The sequence below is a fragment of the Pseudomonas sp. BN414 genome (genome assembly GCF_029871275.1).
GTDB lineage: Bacteria > Pseudomonadota > Gammaproteobacteria > Pseudomonadales > Pseudomonadaceae > Metapseudomonas > Metapseudomonas resinovorans_C.
In genome coordinates, this window is sequence record NZ_SSOL01000070.1 from 134,240 (window position 1) to 148,857 (window position 14,618).

Annotated in this window: 28 protein-coding genes; all 28 read right to left on the reverse strand. The window is 58.0% G+C overall.

Annotated elements, in window-relative coordinates:
* Positions 1-32: 32 nt before the first annotated feature.
* Positions 33-1,034 carry a DNA-directed RNA polymerase subunit alpha gene (gene rpoA, locus E8E95_RS17895; protein ID WP_190826499.1) on the reverse strand — a complete coding sequence of 334 codons (1,002 nt, stop codon included), beginning with the start codon at positions 1,032-1,034 and terminating at the stop codon, positions 33-35.
* 22 nt (positions 1,035-1,056) lie between these two features.
* Positions 1,057-1,677: a 30S ribosomal protein S4 gene (gene rpsD, locus E8E95_RS17900; RefSeq protein ID WP_280352406.1), complete on the reverse strand. Its 621-nt coding sequence runs from the start codon at positions 1,675-1,677 to the stop codon at positions 1,057-1,059.
* 16 nt (positions 1,678-1,693) lie between these two features.
* Positions 1,694-2,083 (reverse strand): 30S ribosomal protein S11, encoded by a 390-nt coding sequence (gene rpsK, locus E8E95_RS17905; protein ID WP_003093689.1) that lies wholly within the window; start codon positions 2,081-2,083, stop codon positions 1,694-1,696.
* Positions 2,084-2,113: 30 nt separating this feature from the next.
* On the reverse strand, positions 2,114-2,470 hold the full coding sequence (rpsM, locus tag E8E95_RS17910) for a 30S ribosomal protein S13 (RefSeq protein WP_028629276.1): 357 nt from the start codon (positions 2,468-2,470) through the stop codon (positions 2,114-2,116).
* A 132-nt stretch (positions 2,471-2,602) separates the two neighbouring features.
* The gene (gene rpmJ, locus E8E95_RS17915; RefSeq protein ID WP_077525971.1) at positions 2,603-2,719 is read right to left on the reverse strand and encodes a 50S ribosomal protein L36; all 117 of its coding nucleotides are present in this window, start codon (positions 2,717-2,719) and stop codon (positions 2,603-2,605) included.
* A 30-nt stretch (positions 2,720-2,749) separates the two neighbouring features.
* Entirely contained in the window at positions 2,750-4,078 is a 1,329-nt protein-coding gene (secY, locus tag E8E95_RS17920; protein ID WP_179061894.1) for a preprotein translocase subunit SecY, read from the reverse strand.
* Entirely contained in the window at positions 4,079-4,513 is a 435-nt protein-coding gene (rplO, locus tag E8E95_RS17925) for a 50S ribosomal protein L15 (protein ID WP_077525969.1), read from the reverse strand.
* A 3-nt stretch (positions 4,514-4,516) separates the two neighbouring features.
* Complete coding sequence (rpmD, locus tag E8E95_RS17930) at positions 4,517-4,693, reverse strand: 50S ribosomal protein L30 (RefSeq protein ID WP_077525968.1); 177 nt, start codon at positions 4,691-4,693, stop codon at positions 4,517-4,519.
* A gap of 2 nt (positions 4,694-4,695) precedes the next feature.
* On the reverse strand, positions 4,696-5,196 hold the full coding sequence (rpsE, locus tag E8E95_RS17935) for a 30S ribosomal protein S5 (protein WP_003448746.1): 501 nt from the start codon (positions 5,194-5,196) through the stop codon (positions 4,696-4,698).
* A gap of 3 nt (positions 5,197-5,199) precedes the next feature.
* On the reverse strand, positions 5,200-5,550 hold the full coding sequence (rplR, locus tag E8E95_RS17940) for a 50S ribosomal protein L18 (RefSeq protein ID WP_179061895.1): 351 nt from the start codon (positions 5,548-5,550) through the stop codon (positions 5,200-5,202).
* A gap of 10 nt (positions 5,551-5,560) precedes the next feature.
* Positions 5,561-6,094, reverse strand: coding sequence for a 50S ribosomal protein L6 (gene rplF, locus E8E95_RS17945; protein ID WP_077525967.1), 534 nt, complete (start codon positions 6,092-6,094; stop codon positions 5,561-5,563).
* Between the two features lie 12 nt (positions 6,095-6,106).
* Entirely contained in the window at positions 6,107-6,499 is a 393-nt protein-coding gene (rpsH, locus tag E8E95_RS17950) for a 30S ribosomal protein S8 (RefSeq protein WP_016490543.1), read from the reverse strand.
* A 191-nt stretch (positions 6,500-6,690) separates the two neighbouring features.
* Positions 6,691-6,996 (reverse strand): 30S ribosomal protein S14, encoded by a 306-nt coding sequence (gene rpsN / locus E8E95_RS17955; RefSeq protein WP_077525966.1) that lies wholly within the window; start codon positions 6,994-6,996, stop codon positions 6,691-6,693.
* Positions 6,997-7,009: 13 nt separating this feature from the next.
* Entirely contained in the window at positions 7,010-7,549 is a 540-nt protein-coding gene (gene rplE, locus E8E95_RS17960) for a 50S ribosomal protein L5 (protein ID WP_077525965.1), read from the reverse strand.
* A 20-nt stretch (positions 7,550-7,569) separates the two neighbouring features.
* Complete coding sequence (rplX, locus tag E8E95_RS17965) at positions 7,570-7,884, reverse strand: 50S ribosomal protein L24 (protein ID WP_077525964.1); 315 nt, start codon at positions 7,882-7,884, stop codon at positions 7,570-7,572.
* 12 nt (positions 7,885-7,896) lie between these two features.
* Entirely contained in the window at positions 7,897-8,265 is a 369-nt protein-coding gene (gene rplN / locus E8E95_RS17970; protein ID WP_003448734.1) for a 50S ribosomal protein L14, read from the reverse strand.
* A gap of 22 nt (positions 8,266-8,287) precedes the next feature.
* A complete protein-coding gene (gene rpsQ / locus E8E95_RS17975) occupies positions 8,288-8,554 on the reverse strand; it encodes a 30S ribosomal protein S17 (RefSeq protein ID WP_021219597.1) in 267 nt (88 codons plus the stop codon).
* Between the two features lie 2 nt (positions 8,555-8,556).
* Positions 8,557-8,748, reverse strand: coding sequence for a 50S ribosomal protein L29 (gene rpmC / locus E8E95_RS17980; RefSeq protein ID WP_016490538.1), 192 nt, complete (start codon positions 8,746-8,748; stop codon positions 8,557-8,559).
* Positions 8,748-9,161, reverse strand: a complete 414-nt coding sequence (rplP, locus tag E8E95_RS17985; RefSeq protein WP_016490537.1) for a 50S ribosomal protein L16 — start codon at positions 9,159-9,161, stop codon at positions 8,748-8,750. Before rplP ends, rpmC begins: the two co-directional genes overlap by 1 nt.
* Before the next feature lie 12 nt (positions 9,162-9,173).
* On the reverse strand, positions 9,174-9,860 hold the full coding sequence (rpsC, locus tag E8E95_RS17990; protein WP_028629286.1) for a 30S ribosomal protein S3: 687 nt from the start codon (positions 9,858-9,860) through the stop codon (positions 9,174-9,176).
* A 13-nt stretch (positions 9,861-9,873) separates the two neighbouring features.
* Positions 9,874-10,206, reverse strand: a complete 333-nt coding sequence (rplV, locus tag E8E95_RS17995) for a 50S ribosomal protein L22 (protein ID WP_007161246.1) — start codon at positions 10,204-10,206, stop codon at positions 9,874-9,876.
* A 13-nt stretch (positions 10,207-10,219) separates the two neighbouring features.
* The gene (gene rpsS, locus E8E95_RS18000) at positions 10,220-10,495 is read right to left on the reverse strand and encodes a 30S ribosomal protein S19 (RefSeq protein ID WP_027590504.1); all 276 of its coding nucleotides are present in this window, start codon (positions 10,493-10,495) and stop codon (positions 10,220-10,222) included.
* A 14-nt stretch (positions 10,496-10,509) separates the two neighbouring features.
* The gene (gene rplB / locus E8E95_RS18005) at positions 10,510-11,331 is read right to left on the reverse strand and encodes a 50S ribosomal protein L2 (protein ID WP_077525962.1); all 822 of its coding nucleotides are present in this window, start codon (positions 11,329-11,331) and stop codon (positions 10,510-10,512) included.
* 11 nt (positions 11,332-11,342) lie between these two features.
* Positions 11,343-11,642 carry a 50S ribosomal protein L23 gene (gene rplW, locus E8E95_RS18010; protein WP_077525961.1) on the reverse strand — a complete coding sequence of 100 codons (300 nt, stop codon included), beginning with the start codon at positions 11,640-11,642 and terminating at the stop codon, positions 11,343-11,345.
* A complete protein-coding gene (gene rplD, locus E8E95_RS18015) occupies positions 11,639-12,241 on the reverse strand; it encodes a 50S ribosomal protein L4 (protein WP_077525960.1) in 603 nt (200 codons plus the stop codon). The genes rplW and rplD overlap by 4 nt, the downstream gene beginning before the upstream one ends.
* 14 nt (positions 12,242-12,255) lie before the next feature.
* Positions 12,256-12,891, reverse strand: coding sequence for a 50S ribosomal protein L3 (gene rplC, locus E8E95_RS18020; protein ID WP_077525959.1), 636 nt, complete (start codon positions 12,889-12,891; stop codon positions 12,256-12,258).
* An 84-nt stretch (positions 12,892-12,975) separates the two neighbouring features.
* Positions 12,976-13,287 (reverse strand): 30S ribosomal protein S10, encoded by a 312-nt coding sequence (gene rpsJ, locus E8E95_RS18025; RefSeq protein WP_003243886.1) that lies wholly within the window; start codon positions 13,285-13,287, stop codon positions 12,976-12,978.
* Between the two features lie 155 nt (positions 13,288-13,442).
* A partial coding sequence (tuf, locus tag E8E95_RS18030) for an elongation factor Tu (RefSeq protein WP_179059905.1) occupies positions 13,443-14,618 on the reverse strand: 1,176 nt, incomplete at its 5' end.

Genomic DNA, 14,618 nt, shown 5'->3' on the forward strand with positions numbered 1-14,618 from the left:
ACCAAACTTCTACGTTCGGTGATTACGGACGATCAGGCAGTCGCCTTGTCGTCCTTCTTGAGACTTGCCGGCGGCCAGTTGTCGAGGCGCATGCCGAGGGACAGACCACGGGAGGCCAGGACGTCCTTGATCTCGGTCAGGGACTTCTTGCCCAGGTTCGGAGTCTTCAACAGCTCTACTTCGGTGCGCTGAATCAGGTCGCCGATGTAGTAGATGTTCTCCGCTTTCAGGCAGTTGGCCGAACGTACGGTCAGCTCGAGGTCATCAACCGGACGAAGGAGGATCGGGTCGATCTCGTCTTCCTGCTCAACCACTACCGGCTCGCTGTCGCCCTTCAGGTCGACGAACGCAGCCAGTTGGTGTTGCAGGATGGTAGCGGCACGACGGATGGCCTCTTCAGGGTCCAGGGTACCGTTGGTTTCCAGATCGATGACCAGCTTGTCCAGGTTGGTGCGCTGCTCCACACGGGCGTTTTCAACCACGTAGGCAACACGGCGGACGGGACTGAACGAGGCGTCGAGCTGCAGACGACCAATGCTGCGGCTCTCGTCTTCGTCGCTCTGGCGCGCGTCGGCGGGCTCGTAGCCACGACCGCGGGACACCTTGAGCTTCATGTTCAGGACGCCGTTTTCCGCCAGGTTGGCGATCACGTGGTCGCCGTTGACGATTTCGACATCATGATCCAGCTGAATATCGGCAGCGGTGACCACGCCCGAACCTTTCTTCGAGAGGTTCAGCGTTACTTCGTCACGACCGTGCAGCTTGATAGCCAGGCCTTTGAGGTTCAGGAGGATCTCGATGACATCTTCCTGAACACCCTCGATGGCGCTGTACTCGTGGAGTACGCCATCGATCTCGGCCTCGACTACTGCACAGCCAGGCATGGAGGACAACAGGATGCGACGCAGCGCGTTGCCCAGGGTATGGCCGAAACCACGCTCGAGAGGCTCGAGCGTAATCTTGGCGCGGGTCGGACTGACCACCTGCACATCAATGTGGCGGGGGGTCAGGAACTCATTTACCGAACTCTGCATGGATGCACCTATTTTCTAGCCCTTACTTGGAGTAGAGCTCGACAATCAGGTTTTCGTTGATGTCGGCGGACAGATCGCTGCGAGCCGGCACGCTCTTGAACACGCCGGACTTCTTCTCTGCGTCAACCTCAACCCACTCCACACGGCCACGCTGACCGCACAGTTCGAGGGCTTGGGCAATACGCAGTTGGTTCTTCGACTTCTCGCGAACAGCAACCACGTCACCAGCTTTGATCTGGTAGGACGGGACGTTCACAGTCTGACCGTTGACGCTGATGGCCTTGTGGGAAACCAGCTGACGGGACTCGGAACGAGTAGCGCCGAAGCCCATGCGGTACACGACGTTGTCCAGGCGGCACTCGAGGAGTTGCAGCAGGTTTTCGCCGGTAGCGCCCTTGCGAGCAGCAGCTTCTTTGTAGTAGTTGCCGAACTGACGCTCCAGAACACCGTAGATACGGCGCACTTTCTGCTTTTCACGCAGCTGGGTGCCGTAGTCGGACAGGCGGCCGCGACGGGCGCCGTGCTGACCAGGGGCCGCTTCGATGTTGCACTTGGATTCAAGCGCGCGAGCACCACTCTTCAGGAAGAGGTCGGTACCTTCACGACGGGACAGTTTGCATTTGGGACCAATGTAACGAGCCATTTCTCACTGTCTCCTATTACACGCGACGCTTCTTCGGCGGACGGCACCCGTTGTGCGGGATGGGCGTCACGTCGGTGATGCTGGCGATCTTGTAGCCGCAGGCGTTCAGAGCACGCACAGCGGATTCGCGACCCGGACCCGGGCCCTTGACGTTCACGTCGAGGTTCTTCAGGCCGTATTCCAGAGCGGCTTGACCAGCACGTTCGGCTGCAACCTGGGCAGCGAACGGGGTGCTCTTACGGGAACCGCGGAAACCCGAACCACCGGAGGTAGCCCAGGAAAGAGCGTTACCTTGACGGTCAGTGATGGTCACGATGGTGTTGTTGAAAGAAGCGTGGATATGGGCGATCCCATCCACAACTGTCTTTTTGACTTTCTTACGAGGACGAGCAGCAGGCTTAGCCATGACTTAATTCCTGTCGATTCGCGGGCGCAATTACTTGCGGATCGGCTTACGCGGGCCCTTACGGGTACGCGCGTTGGTCTTGGTGCGCTGGCCATGAACAGGCAGACCGCGACGATGACGCAGACCGCGGTAGCAGCCCAGGTCCATCAGACGCTTGATGTTCATGTTGATTTCGCGACGCAGGTCACCTTCAGTGGTGAGCTTCGCGACTTCGCCACGCAGCTGTTCGATCTGCTCGTCAGAGAGATCCTTGATCTTTGCCGCCGGGTTAACGCCGGTGACAGCGCAGATGTTCTGCGCAGTGGTGCGACCAACACCGTAGATGTAGGTCAGCGAGATAACAGTGTGCTTGTTATCTGGAATGTTGACGCCTGCAATACGGGCCATTCAGTGAAACTCCAGTTGACAGCTACCTACGCCCCGGAAGCCAAGAAAAGGGCGCGAGATATTAGCGCTGTAGAAACGAATAATCAACCCGGCAGCGCACTAGCTGCCGGGTTCATAACGCGTGAATCACACTCAGCCTTGGCGCTGCTTGTGACGCGGTTCCGCGCTGCAGATCACGCGAACGATACCGTCGCGACGAACGATCTTGCAGTTGCGGCACAGCTTTTTCACCGATGCACGAACTTTCATCAGTAACTCCTAGAACCTTACGGAACTGGGTCAGCGGAGCATGCCGCTGCCGTAGCCCTTCAGGTTGGCTTTCTTCATCAGGGATTCGTACTGGTGCGAAACGAGGTGGGATTGTACTTGGGCCATAAAGTCCATAACAACCACAACCACGATCAGCAACGAGGTCCCGCCAAGGTAGAACGGTACATTCGCTGCAACCACCAGGAACTGGGGCAGCAGGCAAACAGCCGTCATGTACAGAGCACCGAACATGGTCAAGCGGGTCAGTACGCCATCGATATAGCGCGCCGACTGCTCTCCCGGACGGATACCCGGAATAAAGGCACCGGACTTCTTCAGGTTCTCCGCCACGTCTTTCGGATTGAACATCAGAGCTGTGTAGAAGAAGCAGAAGAAGACGATCCCTGCACTAAACAGCAGAATGTTCAACGGCTGACCAGGAGCGATAGCCTGCGAGACATCCTGCAGCCAGCCCATGCTTTCGGACTGACCGAACCAGGCACCCAGAGAGGCCGGGAACAGCAGGATGCTGCTGGCGAAGATAGCCGGAATGACACCGGCCATGTTCACCTTCAACGGCAAGTGGCTGGTCTGCGCAGCGAAGACCTTGCGGCCCTGCTGACGCTTGGCGTAATGCACAGCGATACGACGCTGGCCACGCTCAATGAACACCACGAAACCGATGATCGCTACTGCCAGCAGACCGATGGCGACCAGAGCGAAGATATTGATATCGCCCTGACGTGCAGACTCGAAAGACTGCCCGATCGCTCTCGGCAGACCGGCCACGATGCCAGCAAAAATCAGCATCGAGATACCGTTGCCGACACCGCGCTCTGTGATCTGCTCGCCAAGCCACATCATGAACATCGCACCAGCCACGAAGGTGGTGACAGCCACGAAGTAGAAGCCGAAATCAGACGAGAAAGCGACACCCTGACTGGCCAGACCAACGGACATGCCGATGGCCTGGACCAACGCCAGGGCTACAGTGCCGTAGCGGGTGTACTGGCTGATCTTGCGACGGCCAGCCTCACCTTCCTTCTTCAACTGCTCCAGCTGCGGGCTGATCGCGGTCATGAGCTGCATGATGATCGACGCCGAGATGTACGGCATGATCCCCAGTGCGAAGATGCTCATCCGCTCCAGCGCACCGCCGGAGAACATGTTGAACAGGCTAAGAATGGTCCCCTCGTTCTGCCGGAACAGCTCGGCCAGCCGGTCAGGGTTGATACCCGGCACTGGGATGTGCGCGCCGATCCGGTAGACGATGATCGCCAGGAACAGGAAACGCAGTCGAGCCCAGAGCTCGGACAACCCGCCATTGCTGAGCGCGGAGAGAGCACCTTGCTTAGCCATTTAGTCCTCGAACTTACCGCCAGCTGCTTCGATAGCCGCACGCGCACCCTTGGTGGCGGCGATACCTTTCAGGGTGACCGCGCGAGTAACGTCGCCGGACAGCATGATTTTCACACGCTGTACGTTCTGGTTAATCACGTTGGCATCCTTCAGCGACTGCACAGTTACGACATCGCCTTCCACCTTGGCCAGCTCGGAAGTGCGCACTTCAGCGCGATCCATGGCTTTCAGGGAAACGAAGCCGAACTTCGGCAGACGACGGTGCAGAGGCTGCTGACCGCCCTCGAAGCCCGGAGCAATGGTGCCACCGGAGCGAGAGGTCTGACCTTTGTGACCACGGCCACCGGTCTTACCCAGACCGCTACCGATGCCACGGCCCGGACGGTGCTTTTCGCGACGGGAACCCGGCGCGGAACGCAGATCGTTCAGTTTCATGGATTAACCCTCGACGCGCAGAAGGTAGTAAGCCTTGTTGATCATGCCGCGATTCTCAGGAGTGTCCTGAACTTCTACGGAGTGACCAATGCGACGCAGGCCGAGACCTTTGACGCAAGCCTTGTGGTTAGCCAGACGGCCGCTAACGCTCTTGATCAGCGTTACTTTGACAGTTGCCATGATTAGAGAATCTCCTCGACGCTCTTACCACGCTTGGCCGCAACCGACTCAGGGGACTGCATGTTCTTCAGACCCTTGAAAGTGGCGTAAACCACGTTCACCGGATTGGTGGAGCCGTAGCACTTGGCCAGAACGTTCTGCACACCGGCCACTTCCAGAACGGCACGCATGGCGCCGCCGGCGATGATACCGGTACCTTCGGAAGCCGGCTGCATGAACACCTTGGAGGCGCCATGGGCGGACTTGATCGGGTACTGCAGGGTGGTGCCGTCCAGGTCAACCTGGATCATGTTGCGGCGGGCAGCTTCCATCGCTTTCTGGATGGCAGCAGGCACTTCGCGGGATTTGCCGCGGCCGAAACCAACACGACCTTTGCCGTCGCCAACTACAGTCAGCGCGGTGAAGGTGAAGATACGACCACCTTTTACGGTCTTGGCAACGCGATTAACCTGAACCAGCTTCTCGATGTAGCCTTCGTCGCGCTTTTGCTCGTTATTTGCCATAACTTAGAACTCCAGCCCGCCTTCACGAGCAGCATCAGCCAGCGCCTTGACGCGGCCGTGGTACTTGAAGCCAGAACGATCGAATGCCACCTGAGTGACGCCAGCGGCTTTCGCGCGCTCGGCAACCAGCTGACCAACCTTCTTGGCCGCGTCGACGTTGCCGGTGGCGCCGTCACGCAGTTCTTTGTCCAGGGTCGAGGCGCTGGCCAGGACCGTGGCGCCGTCGGCCGAAATGACCTGGGCGTAGATGTGCTGGGAGGAGCGGTACACGCAGAGGCGTACGGCTTCCAGCTCGCGCATTTTCAGGCGTGCCTTGCGAGCGCGACGCAGACGAGTTTCTTTCTTTACGCTCATTTGCTATGCCCTACTTCTTCTTAGCTTCTTTACGACGGACGACTTCGTCGGCGTAACGTACACCCTTGCCTTTGTAAGGCTCCGGCGGACGGAAGTCGCGAATCTCGGCGGCCACTTGACCGACCAGCTGCTTGTCGATGCCCTTGATCAGGATATCGGTCTGGCTGGGGGTTTCAGCGGTGATACCTTGCGGCAGTTCGTAATCCACCGGATGCGAGAAGCCGAGAGCCAGGGACAGAGTCTGGCCTTTGGCCTGAGCCTTGTAACCAACGCCCACCAGCTGGAGCTTGCGCTCGAAGCCCTGGCTAACGCCGATTACCATGTTGTTGACCAACGCACGGGTGGTGCCGGCCATGGCTTTGTTCTGCTGGTCGCCATTGCGAGCAGCAAAACGCAGCTCACCGGACTCCTGCAGCACTTCCACAGACGAGTGTACTTTCAGTTCCAGAGCGCCCTTGGCACCCTTCACCGAAAGCTGCTGACCGGCGATCTTGACTTCAACGCCAGCGGGCAGCTTGACGGGGTTCTTAGCAACGCGAGACATGCTTCAACCCCCTTAGAACACAGTGCAAAGCACTTCGCCACCAACACCAGCAGCGCGAGCAGCACGATCAGTCATCACACCCTTGTTGGTGGAAACGATCGATACGCCCAGGCCGCCACGTACTTTCGGCAGCTGATCGACGGACTTGTACTGGCGCAGGCCAGGACGACTTACGCGCTTCAGCTCTTCGATGACCGGACGGCCTTCGAAGTACTTCAGCTCGATGGACAGCAGAGGCTTGATGTCGCTGCTGACTTGGTATCCCGTGATGTAACCTTCGTTCTTCAGAACGCTGGCTACTGCCACCTTCAGTTTGGAGGACGGCATGCTTACGACAGACTTTTCAGCCATCTGGGCATTACGGATACGAGTTAGCATGTCCGCTAACGGGTCCTGCATACTCATGGGCTAGATGCTCCTGATACAAAAAGAAATAGCCTTGCGGCTAGAATCGCGCGCAGACACTGGACGGACTAATGCCAGGCCCGGGCGAGCCGGACATTCTAGAGATACTCCAGAAACGAATCAAGCCCCAAAAGGGGCTTGATTCTGATGACCTGGGCTGAGCCGACCAAAGCCGACCCAACCGACGATCATTACCAGCTGGCTTTCACCAGGCCGGGTACGTCACCGCGCATGGCAGCTTCACGCAGCTTGTTACGGCCAAGGCCGAACTTGCGGTAAACGCCGTGCGGACGACCGGTGATGCGGCAGCGGTTACGCAGGCGCGAGGCGCTGGCGTCACGGGGCTGCTTCTGCAGAGCTACCTGCGCTTCCCAACGAGCTTCCGCAGTGGAGTTCGGGTTGGCGATGATAGCTTTCAGCTCAGCACGCTTCTTGGCGAACTTAGCAACCGTCTGCTGACGCTTCAGCTCGCGGTTCTTCATGCTCTGTTTGGCCATGTTCCTACTCCAATCAGTTGCGGAACGGGAATTTGAAGGCGCGCAGCAAAGCACGACCTTCCTCATCCGTACGGGCGGTGGTGGTCAGAGTGATGTCCAGACCGCGCAGCGCATCGATTTTGTCGTAATCGATTTCCGGGAAGATGATCTGCTCTTTGACACCCATGCTGTAGTTGCCACGACCGTCGAAGGACTTGGCATTCAGGCCGCGGAAGTCACGCACGCGCGGCAGGGAGATGGAGAGCAGACGATCCAGGAACTCGTACATGCGATCGCGGCGCAGGGTGACCTTGACGCCGATCGGCCAGCCTTCACGAACCTTGAAGCCTGCAATGGATTTGCGGGCGTAGGTCACGACGGCTTTCTGGCCGGTGATCTTTTCCAGGTCAGCAACAGCGCTTTCGATGACTTTCTTGTCGCCGATAGCTTCGCCCAGACCCATGTTCAGAGTGATCTTGGTGATGCGCGGAGTTTCCATCACGTTGCCGAGCTGAAGTTCTTCCTTCAGCTTCGGCGCGATTTCTTTCCGGTAAATCTCTTTTAGTCGTGCCATGGTTATCTACCTAGCAGTGCTCAAGCATCAACCGGCTTTTGGGTCGACTTGAAGACACGAATTTTCTTACCTTCTTCAACCTTGAAACCAACGCGATCAGCCTTGTTGGTCTCGGCATTGAAGATGGCTACGTTGGAGAGGTGCATGGGCGCCTCTCGCTCGACGATACCGCCCTGGACACCGGCCATGGGGTTCGGCTTGGTGTGGCGCTTGATCAGGTTTACACCGCTGACCAGCACACGGCTGTCAGCGAGAACCTTCAGCACCTTACCGCGCTTGCCCTTGTCCTTGCCGGCGATGACGATGATCTCGTCGTCACGACGAATCTTTTGCATGACGGCTTCTCCTTACAGCACTTCGGGGGCGAGCGAGACGATCTTCATGAACTTCTCGGAACGCAGTTCACGGGTCACGGGCCCGAAGATACGGGTGCCGATCGGCTCCTGCTTGTTGTTCAGCAGGACGGCGGCGTTGCCGTCGAAGCGAATGATCGAGCCGTCAGGGCGACGAACGCCGTGCTTGGTACGAACCACAACAGCGGTCATTACCTGGCCTTTCTTCACCTTGCCGCGCGGGATCGCTTCTTTAACGGTCACTTTGATGATGTCGCCGATACCAGCGTAACGACGGTGCGAACCACCAAGGACCTTGATGCACATAACGCGACGAGCACCGCTGTTGTCAGCGACGTCGAGCATGGATTGAGTCTGAATCATATCTTTCTCCGACCCTTAGTCCTTAGACTTCCACGGCACGTTCGACGACTTCCACCAGGGCCCAGGACTTGGTCTTGGCCAGCGGACGGGTCTCACGAATGGTGACCTTGTCGCCGATACGGCACTGATTGGTTTCGTCGTGGGCGTGCAGCTTGGTCGAGCGCTTCACGTACTTACCGTAGATCGGGTGCTTAACGCGACGCTCGATCAAAACGGTGATGGTCTTGTCCATCTTGTCGCTGACGACGCGGCCGGTCAGCGTGCGGACGGTTTTCTGAGCTTCAGCCATGATTACTTACCTGCTTGCTGGTTGAGCACAGTTTTCACGCGAGCGATGTCGCGCTTCACTTGCGAGAGCAGGTGAGACTGCCCCAACTGGCCAGTTGCTTTCTGCATGCGCAGATTGAACTGGTCGCGCAGCAGGCCGAGCAGTTGCTCGTTCAGCTGCTGTACGGATTTTTCACGAAGTTCATTCGCTTTCATCACATCACCGTCCGCTTAACAAAGGAGGTGGCGAGCGGCAGCTTTGCAGCAGCCAGGGCGAATGCCTCACGCGCCAGCTCTTCGGAAACACCCTCGATCTCGTACAGGACCTTGCCCGGTTGAATCTGGGCTACCCAGTACTCGACGCCACCCTTACCTTTACCCATACGAACTTCGAGGGGCTTTTTGGTAACGGGCTTGTCCGGGAATACACGGATCCAGATCTTGCCGCCACGTTTCACGTGACGAGTGAGGGCACGACGTGCAGCCTCGATCTGGCGGGCAGTGAGACGACCACGGCCAGTAGCCTTCAGCGCGAACTCGCCGAAGCTGACCTTGCTACCGCGCTGAGCCAGACCACGGTTGTGGCCGGTCATCTGCTTGCGGAACTTCGTACGCTTTGGTTGCAGCATTTGGCGTACCCCTTACTTAGCAGCTTTTTTACGAGGAGCGGGCGCTACGGGTTTCAGTTCTTCCTGGCGGCCACCGATGACCTCACCCTTGAAGATCCAAACCTTCACACCGATCACACCGTAGGTGGTGTGCGCTTCGTAGGTTGCGTAGTCGATGTCGGCGCGCAGGGTGTGCAGGGGCACACGACCTTCGCGATACCATTCGGTACGGGCGATTTCAGCGCCACCGAGACGACCGCTCACCTGGATCTTGATGCCCTTGGCACCAATGCGCATGGCGTTCTGTACAGCGCGCTTCATGGCGCGACGGAACATCACACGACGCTCCAGCTGCTGAGCTACGCTCTGCGCAACCAGCATACCGTCGAGCTCCGGCTTGCGGATCTCTTCGATGTTGATGTGCACAGGCACACCCATTTGCTTGGTCAGGTCCTGACGCAGCTTCTCAACATCTTCACCTTTCTTGCCGATCACGATGCCGGGACGAGCGGTGTGGATGGTGATGCGTGCGGTTTGAGCCGGACGATGAATATCGATACGGCTTACGGACGCGCTTTTTAGTTTGTCTTGGAGGTACTCACGCACCTTCAGGTCGGCAAACAGATAGTCGGCATAAGTGCGCTTATCTGCGTACCAAACGGAGGTGTGCTCCTTGACGATTCCCAGGCGAATGCCAGTGGGATGTACTTTCTGACCCATCTGATCGACTCCGTTACTTGTCCGCAACCTTGACAGTGATATGGCAAGACCGCTTGACGATGCGATCAGCACGGCCTTTGGCACGCGGCATGATGCGCTTCAGCGAACGCCCTTCGTTGACGAAAACGGTGGAAACCTTCAGGTCATCCACGTCTGCGCCTTCGTTGTGCTCAGCGTTGGCCACGGCCGATTCGAGCACTTTCTTCATGATTTCAGCGGCTTTCTTGCTGCTGAAAGTCAACAGGTTGAGCGCTTCGCCCACCTTCTTCCCGCGAATCTGGTCGGCGACCAAGCGGGCTTTCTGGGCGGAGATTCGAGCGCCCGACAGCTTAGCGGCTACTTCCATCGTTCCTTACCCCTTAACGCTTGGCTTTCTTGTCCGCAGCATGACCGCGATAGGTGCGGGTGGCAGCGAACTCGCCCAGTTTGTGACCGACCATGTCTTCGTTCACGAGAACCGGGACATGTTGACGACCGTTGTGTACAGCGATGGTCAGACCGACCATTTGCGGCAGAACGATGGAACGGCGCGACCAGGTTTTAACCGGCTTGCGATCGTTCTTTTCCACCGCCACTTCGACCTTCTTCAGTAGGTGAAGATCGATAAAAGGACCTTTTTTCAGAGAACGCGGCACTGTCGTATCCTCAGTTATTTACGGCGACGGACGATCATGTTGTCGGTGCGCTTGTTCGCGCGGGTCTTCGCACCCTTGGTCGGGAAGCCCCACGGAGACACCGGATGACGGCCACCAGAGGTACGACCTTCACCACCACCATGCGGGTGGTCTACCGGGTTCATCGCCACGCCGCGAACGGTCGGGCGAACACCACGCCAGCGCTTGGCACCAGCTTTACCCAGCGAACGCAGGCTGTGCTCGGAGTTCGAGACTTCGCCCAGGGTCGCACGGCACTCAGCCAGGACTTTACGCATCTCGCCGGAGCGCAGACGCAGGGTTACGTAGGCGCCTTCACGGGCTACCAACTGAACGGAGGCACCGGCGGAACGGGCGATTTGCGCACCCTTGCCAGGCTTGAGTTCGATACCGTGAATGGTGCTACCAACCGGGATGTTGCGCAGCGGCAGGGCATTACCGGCCTTGATCGGTGCATTGACGCCCGAGATCAGCTGGTCGCCAGCGCTCACGCCTTTCGGCGCGATGATGTAGCGACGCTCGCCATCGGCGTACTTCAGCAGAGCGATGTGAGCAGTACGGTTCGGATCGTATTCGATGCGCTCAACGGTGGCAGGAATGCCATCCTTGTTGCGACGGAAGTCGACCAGACGATAGTGCTGCTTGTGACCACCGCCGATGTGGCGAGTGGTGATACGGCCGTTGTTGTTACGACCACCGGACTTCGATTTTTTCTCGACCAGCGGTGCGTAGGGAGCGCCTTTGTGCAGCTCCTGGTTGACCACCTTGACCACGAAACGGCGGCCAGCGGAGGTCGGTTTGCATTTAACGATTGCCATGATGCACCCCTTTACTCAGCGCTGCTGGCGAAATCGAGATCTTGGCCCGGCTGGAGAGCGATGTACGCTTTTTTCCAGTCGTTACGCTTGCCCAGACCACGAACGGTACGCTTGGTCTTACCCTTAACAACGAGGGTGGTGACACGAGCGACTTTCACGCTGAACAGGCTTTCTACGGCCTTCTTGATTTCCAGCTTGGTTGCATCAGTGGCAACCTTGAAAACGAACTGGCCCTTGCTGTCAGCCAGCATGGTGGCCTTCTCGGAGACGTGCGGACCAACCAGCACCTTGAATACGCGTTCCTGGTTCATGCCAGCAGCTCCTCGAATTTCTTCACGGCGGACACGGTGATAAGCACCTTGTCGTAGGCGATCAGGCTGACCGGGTCGGAACCCTGAACATCACGAACGTCAACGTGCGGCAGGTTGCGAGCAGCCAGGTACAGGTTCTGATCAACGGCATCGGAAACGATCAGCACGTCAGTCAGACCCAGGCCATTCAGCTTGCCCAGCAGAGCTTTGGTTTTCGGGGCATCGACAGCAAAGTCTTCAACCACAACCAGGCGCTCTTGACGAACGAGCTCAGAGAGGATGGAGCGCATGGCAGCGCGGTACATCTTCTTGTTGAGCTTCTGGGAGTGATCCTGCGGCTTGGCAGCGAAGGTGGTACCACCGGAGCGCCAGATGGGGCTGCGAATGGTGCCAGCACGAGCACGACCAGTGCCCTTCTGACGCCACGGCTTCTTGCCACCGCCGGAAACTTCGGAACGGGTCTTCTGCGCGCGAGTGCCCTGACGGCCACCGGCCATGTAGGCGACGACAGCCTGGTGAACCAGGGTCTCGTTGAACTCACCACCAAAAGTACGCTCGCTGACTTCGATAGCCTGAGCGCCATTTACATTCAATTGCATCTCAGCTTCCCCTCTTAACCACGAGCCTTGGCTGCCGGACGCACAACGACATCACCACCGGTAGCGCCAGGAACGGCACCTTTGACCAGCAGCAGATTACGTTCTGCATCGACACGCACAACTTCCAGGGACTGCACGGTTACACGCTCAGCACCGAGGTGACCGGACATTTTCTTGCCCTTGAAGACACGACCAGGAGTCTGGCACTGGCCAATAGAACCCGGGGCGCGGTGGGAGACGGAGTTACCGTGGGTGTTGTCCTGACCGCGGAAGTTCCAGCGCTTGATGGTACCGGCATAGCCTTTACCCTTGGACTGACCGGTAACATCTACCAGTTGACCAGCTTGGAACAGCTCAGCAGTCAGTTGATCGCCAGCCTGGTACTCGCCTTCTTCAAGACGGAATTCCCAAACACCGCGACCAGCAGCCACGCTTGCCTTGGCGAAGTGACCGGCTTGCGCCTTGGTCACGCGAGAGGCACGACGCTCACCGACAGTTACCTGTACGGCGCGATAGCCATCGCTTTCTTCGTTTTTGAATTGGGTCACGCGATTCGGCTCGATCTCAATGACCGTAACCGGAATGGAGACGCCTTCTTCGGTGAAAATGCGGGTCATGCCGCACTTACGACCGACTACACCAATAGTCATGTTATAAACCTCATGAGTGTACGGGGCTTTCACCCGCTATGGCCGCCCATTTCAGAGCGTTACACGACTAAAACCCGAAGGTTATTAGCCGAGGCTGATCTGCACTTCCACGCCTGCCGCAAGGTCGAGCTTCATCAGCGCATCGACGGTTTTATCCGTCGGCTGGACGATGTCCAGAACACGCTTGTGGGTACGAATTTCGTACTGATCGCGCGCATCTTTGTTGACGTGCGGGGAGATCAGAACGGTGTACCGCTCTTTGCGAGTAGGCAGAGGAATAGGACCACGCACCTGAGCACCAGTACGTTTCGCGGTTTCCACGATTTCCTGGGTGGATTGATCGATCAGGCGATGGTCAAAAGCCTTCAACCGAATACGGATTTGTTGGTTTTGCATTTTGACCTCAGACTCTATCTCTGCTTTCCCTAACGGACGGACTACGCCCGTTAAAAGGAGGCGTGATTGTACGGATGCGCCGAAGGGGTGTCAACTTTTGACCAGACAAAAGAAAAGGGCCCCGAAGGGCCCTCCTCTCTTAGCGAGACCTTCGATTACTCGATGATCTTGGCTACAACGCCGGCACCAACGGTACGGCCGCCTTCGCGGATCGCGAAGCGCAGGCCATCTTCCATGGCGATCGGAGCGATCAGGGTGACAACCATCTTGATGTTGTCGCCCGGCATTACCATCTCAACGCCTTCCGGCAGTTCGCAGTTACCGGTCACGTCAGTGGTACGGAAGTAGAACTGCGGACGGTAGCCCTTGAAGAACGGGGTGTGACGACCACCTTCTTCTTTGGACAGCACGTACACTTCGCACTCGAACTTGGTGTGCGGCTTGATGGTGCCCGGCTTGGCCAGAACCTGACCACGCTCTACGTCGTCACGCTTGGTGCCGCGCAGCAGGACGCCAACGTTCTCACCGGCACGACCTTCGTCGAGCAGCTTGCGGAACATTTCAACGCCGGTGCAGGTGGTCTTGGTGGTCGGACGAATGCCGACGATCTCGACTTCTTCCTGAACCTTGACGATGCCACGCTCAACACGACCGGTTACCACGGTGCCGCGACCGGAAATGGAGAACACGTCTTCGATCGGCAGCAGGAACGGCTGATCGATGGCACGCACCGGCTCCGGAATGTAGGAGTCCAGGGTCTCAACCAGCTTACGAACGGCGGAAACGCCGATTTCGTTGTCGTCCTTGCCTTCCAGGGCCATCAGAGCGGAACCGATGATGATCGGAGTGTCGTCGCCCGGGAAGTCGTAGGTGTTCAGCAGGTCGCGAACTTCCATTTCGACCAGTTCCAGCAGCTCGGCGTCGTCAACCATGTCGGCCTTGTTCAGGAACACGACGATGTAAGGAACGCCTACCTGACGGGACAGCAGGATGTGCTCGCGGGTCTGCGGCATGGGGCCGTCAGCAGCCGAGCAAACCAGGATCGCGCCGTCCATCTGCGCAGCACCGGTGATCATGTTCTTCACGTAGTCAGCGTGACCGGGGCAGTCAACGTGAGCGTAGTGACGAACAGCGGAATCGTACTCAACGTGGGAGGTGTTGATGGTGATACCGCGAGCCTTCTCTTCCGGCGCGTTGTCGATCTGGTCGAACGCACGAGCGGAACCACCCCAGGTCTCGGAGCAGACCTTGGTCAGAGCAGCAGTCAGAGTGGTCTTGCCATGGTCAACGTGACCGATGGTGCCAACGTTGACGTGCGGTTTGTTACGTTC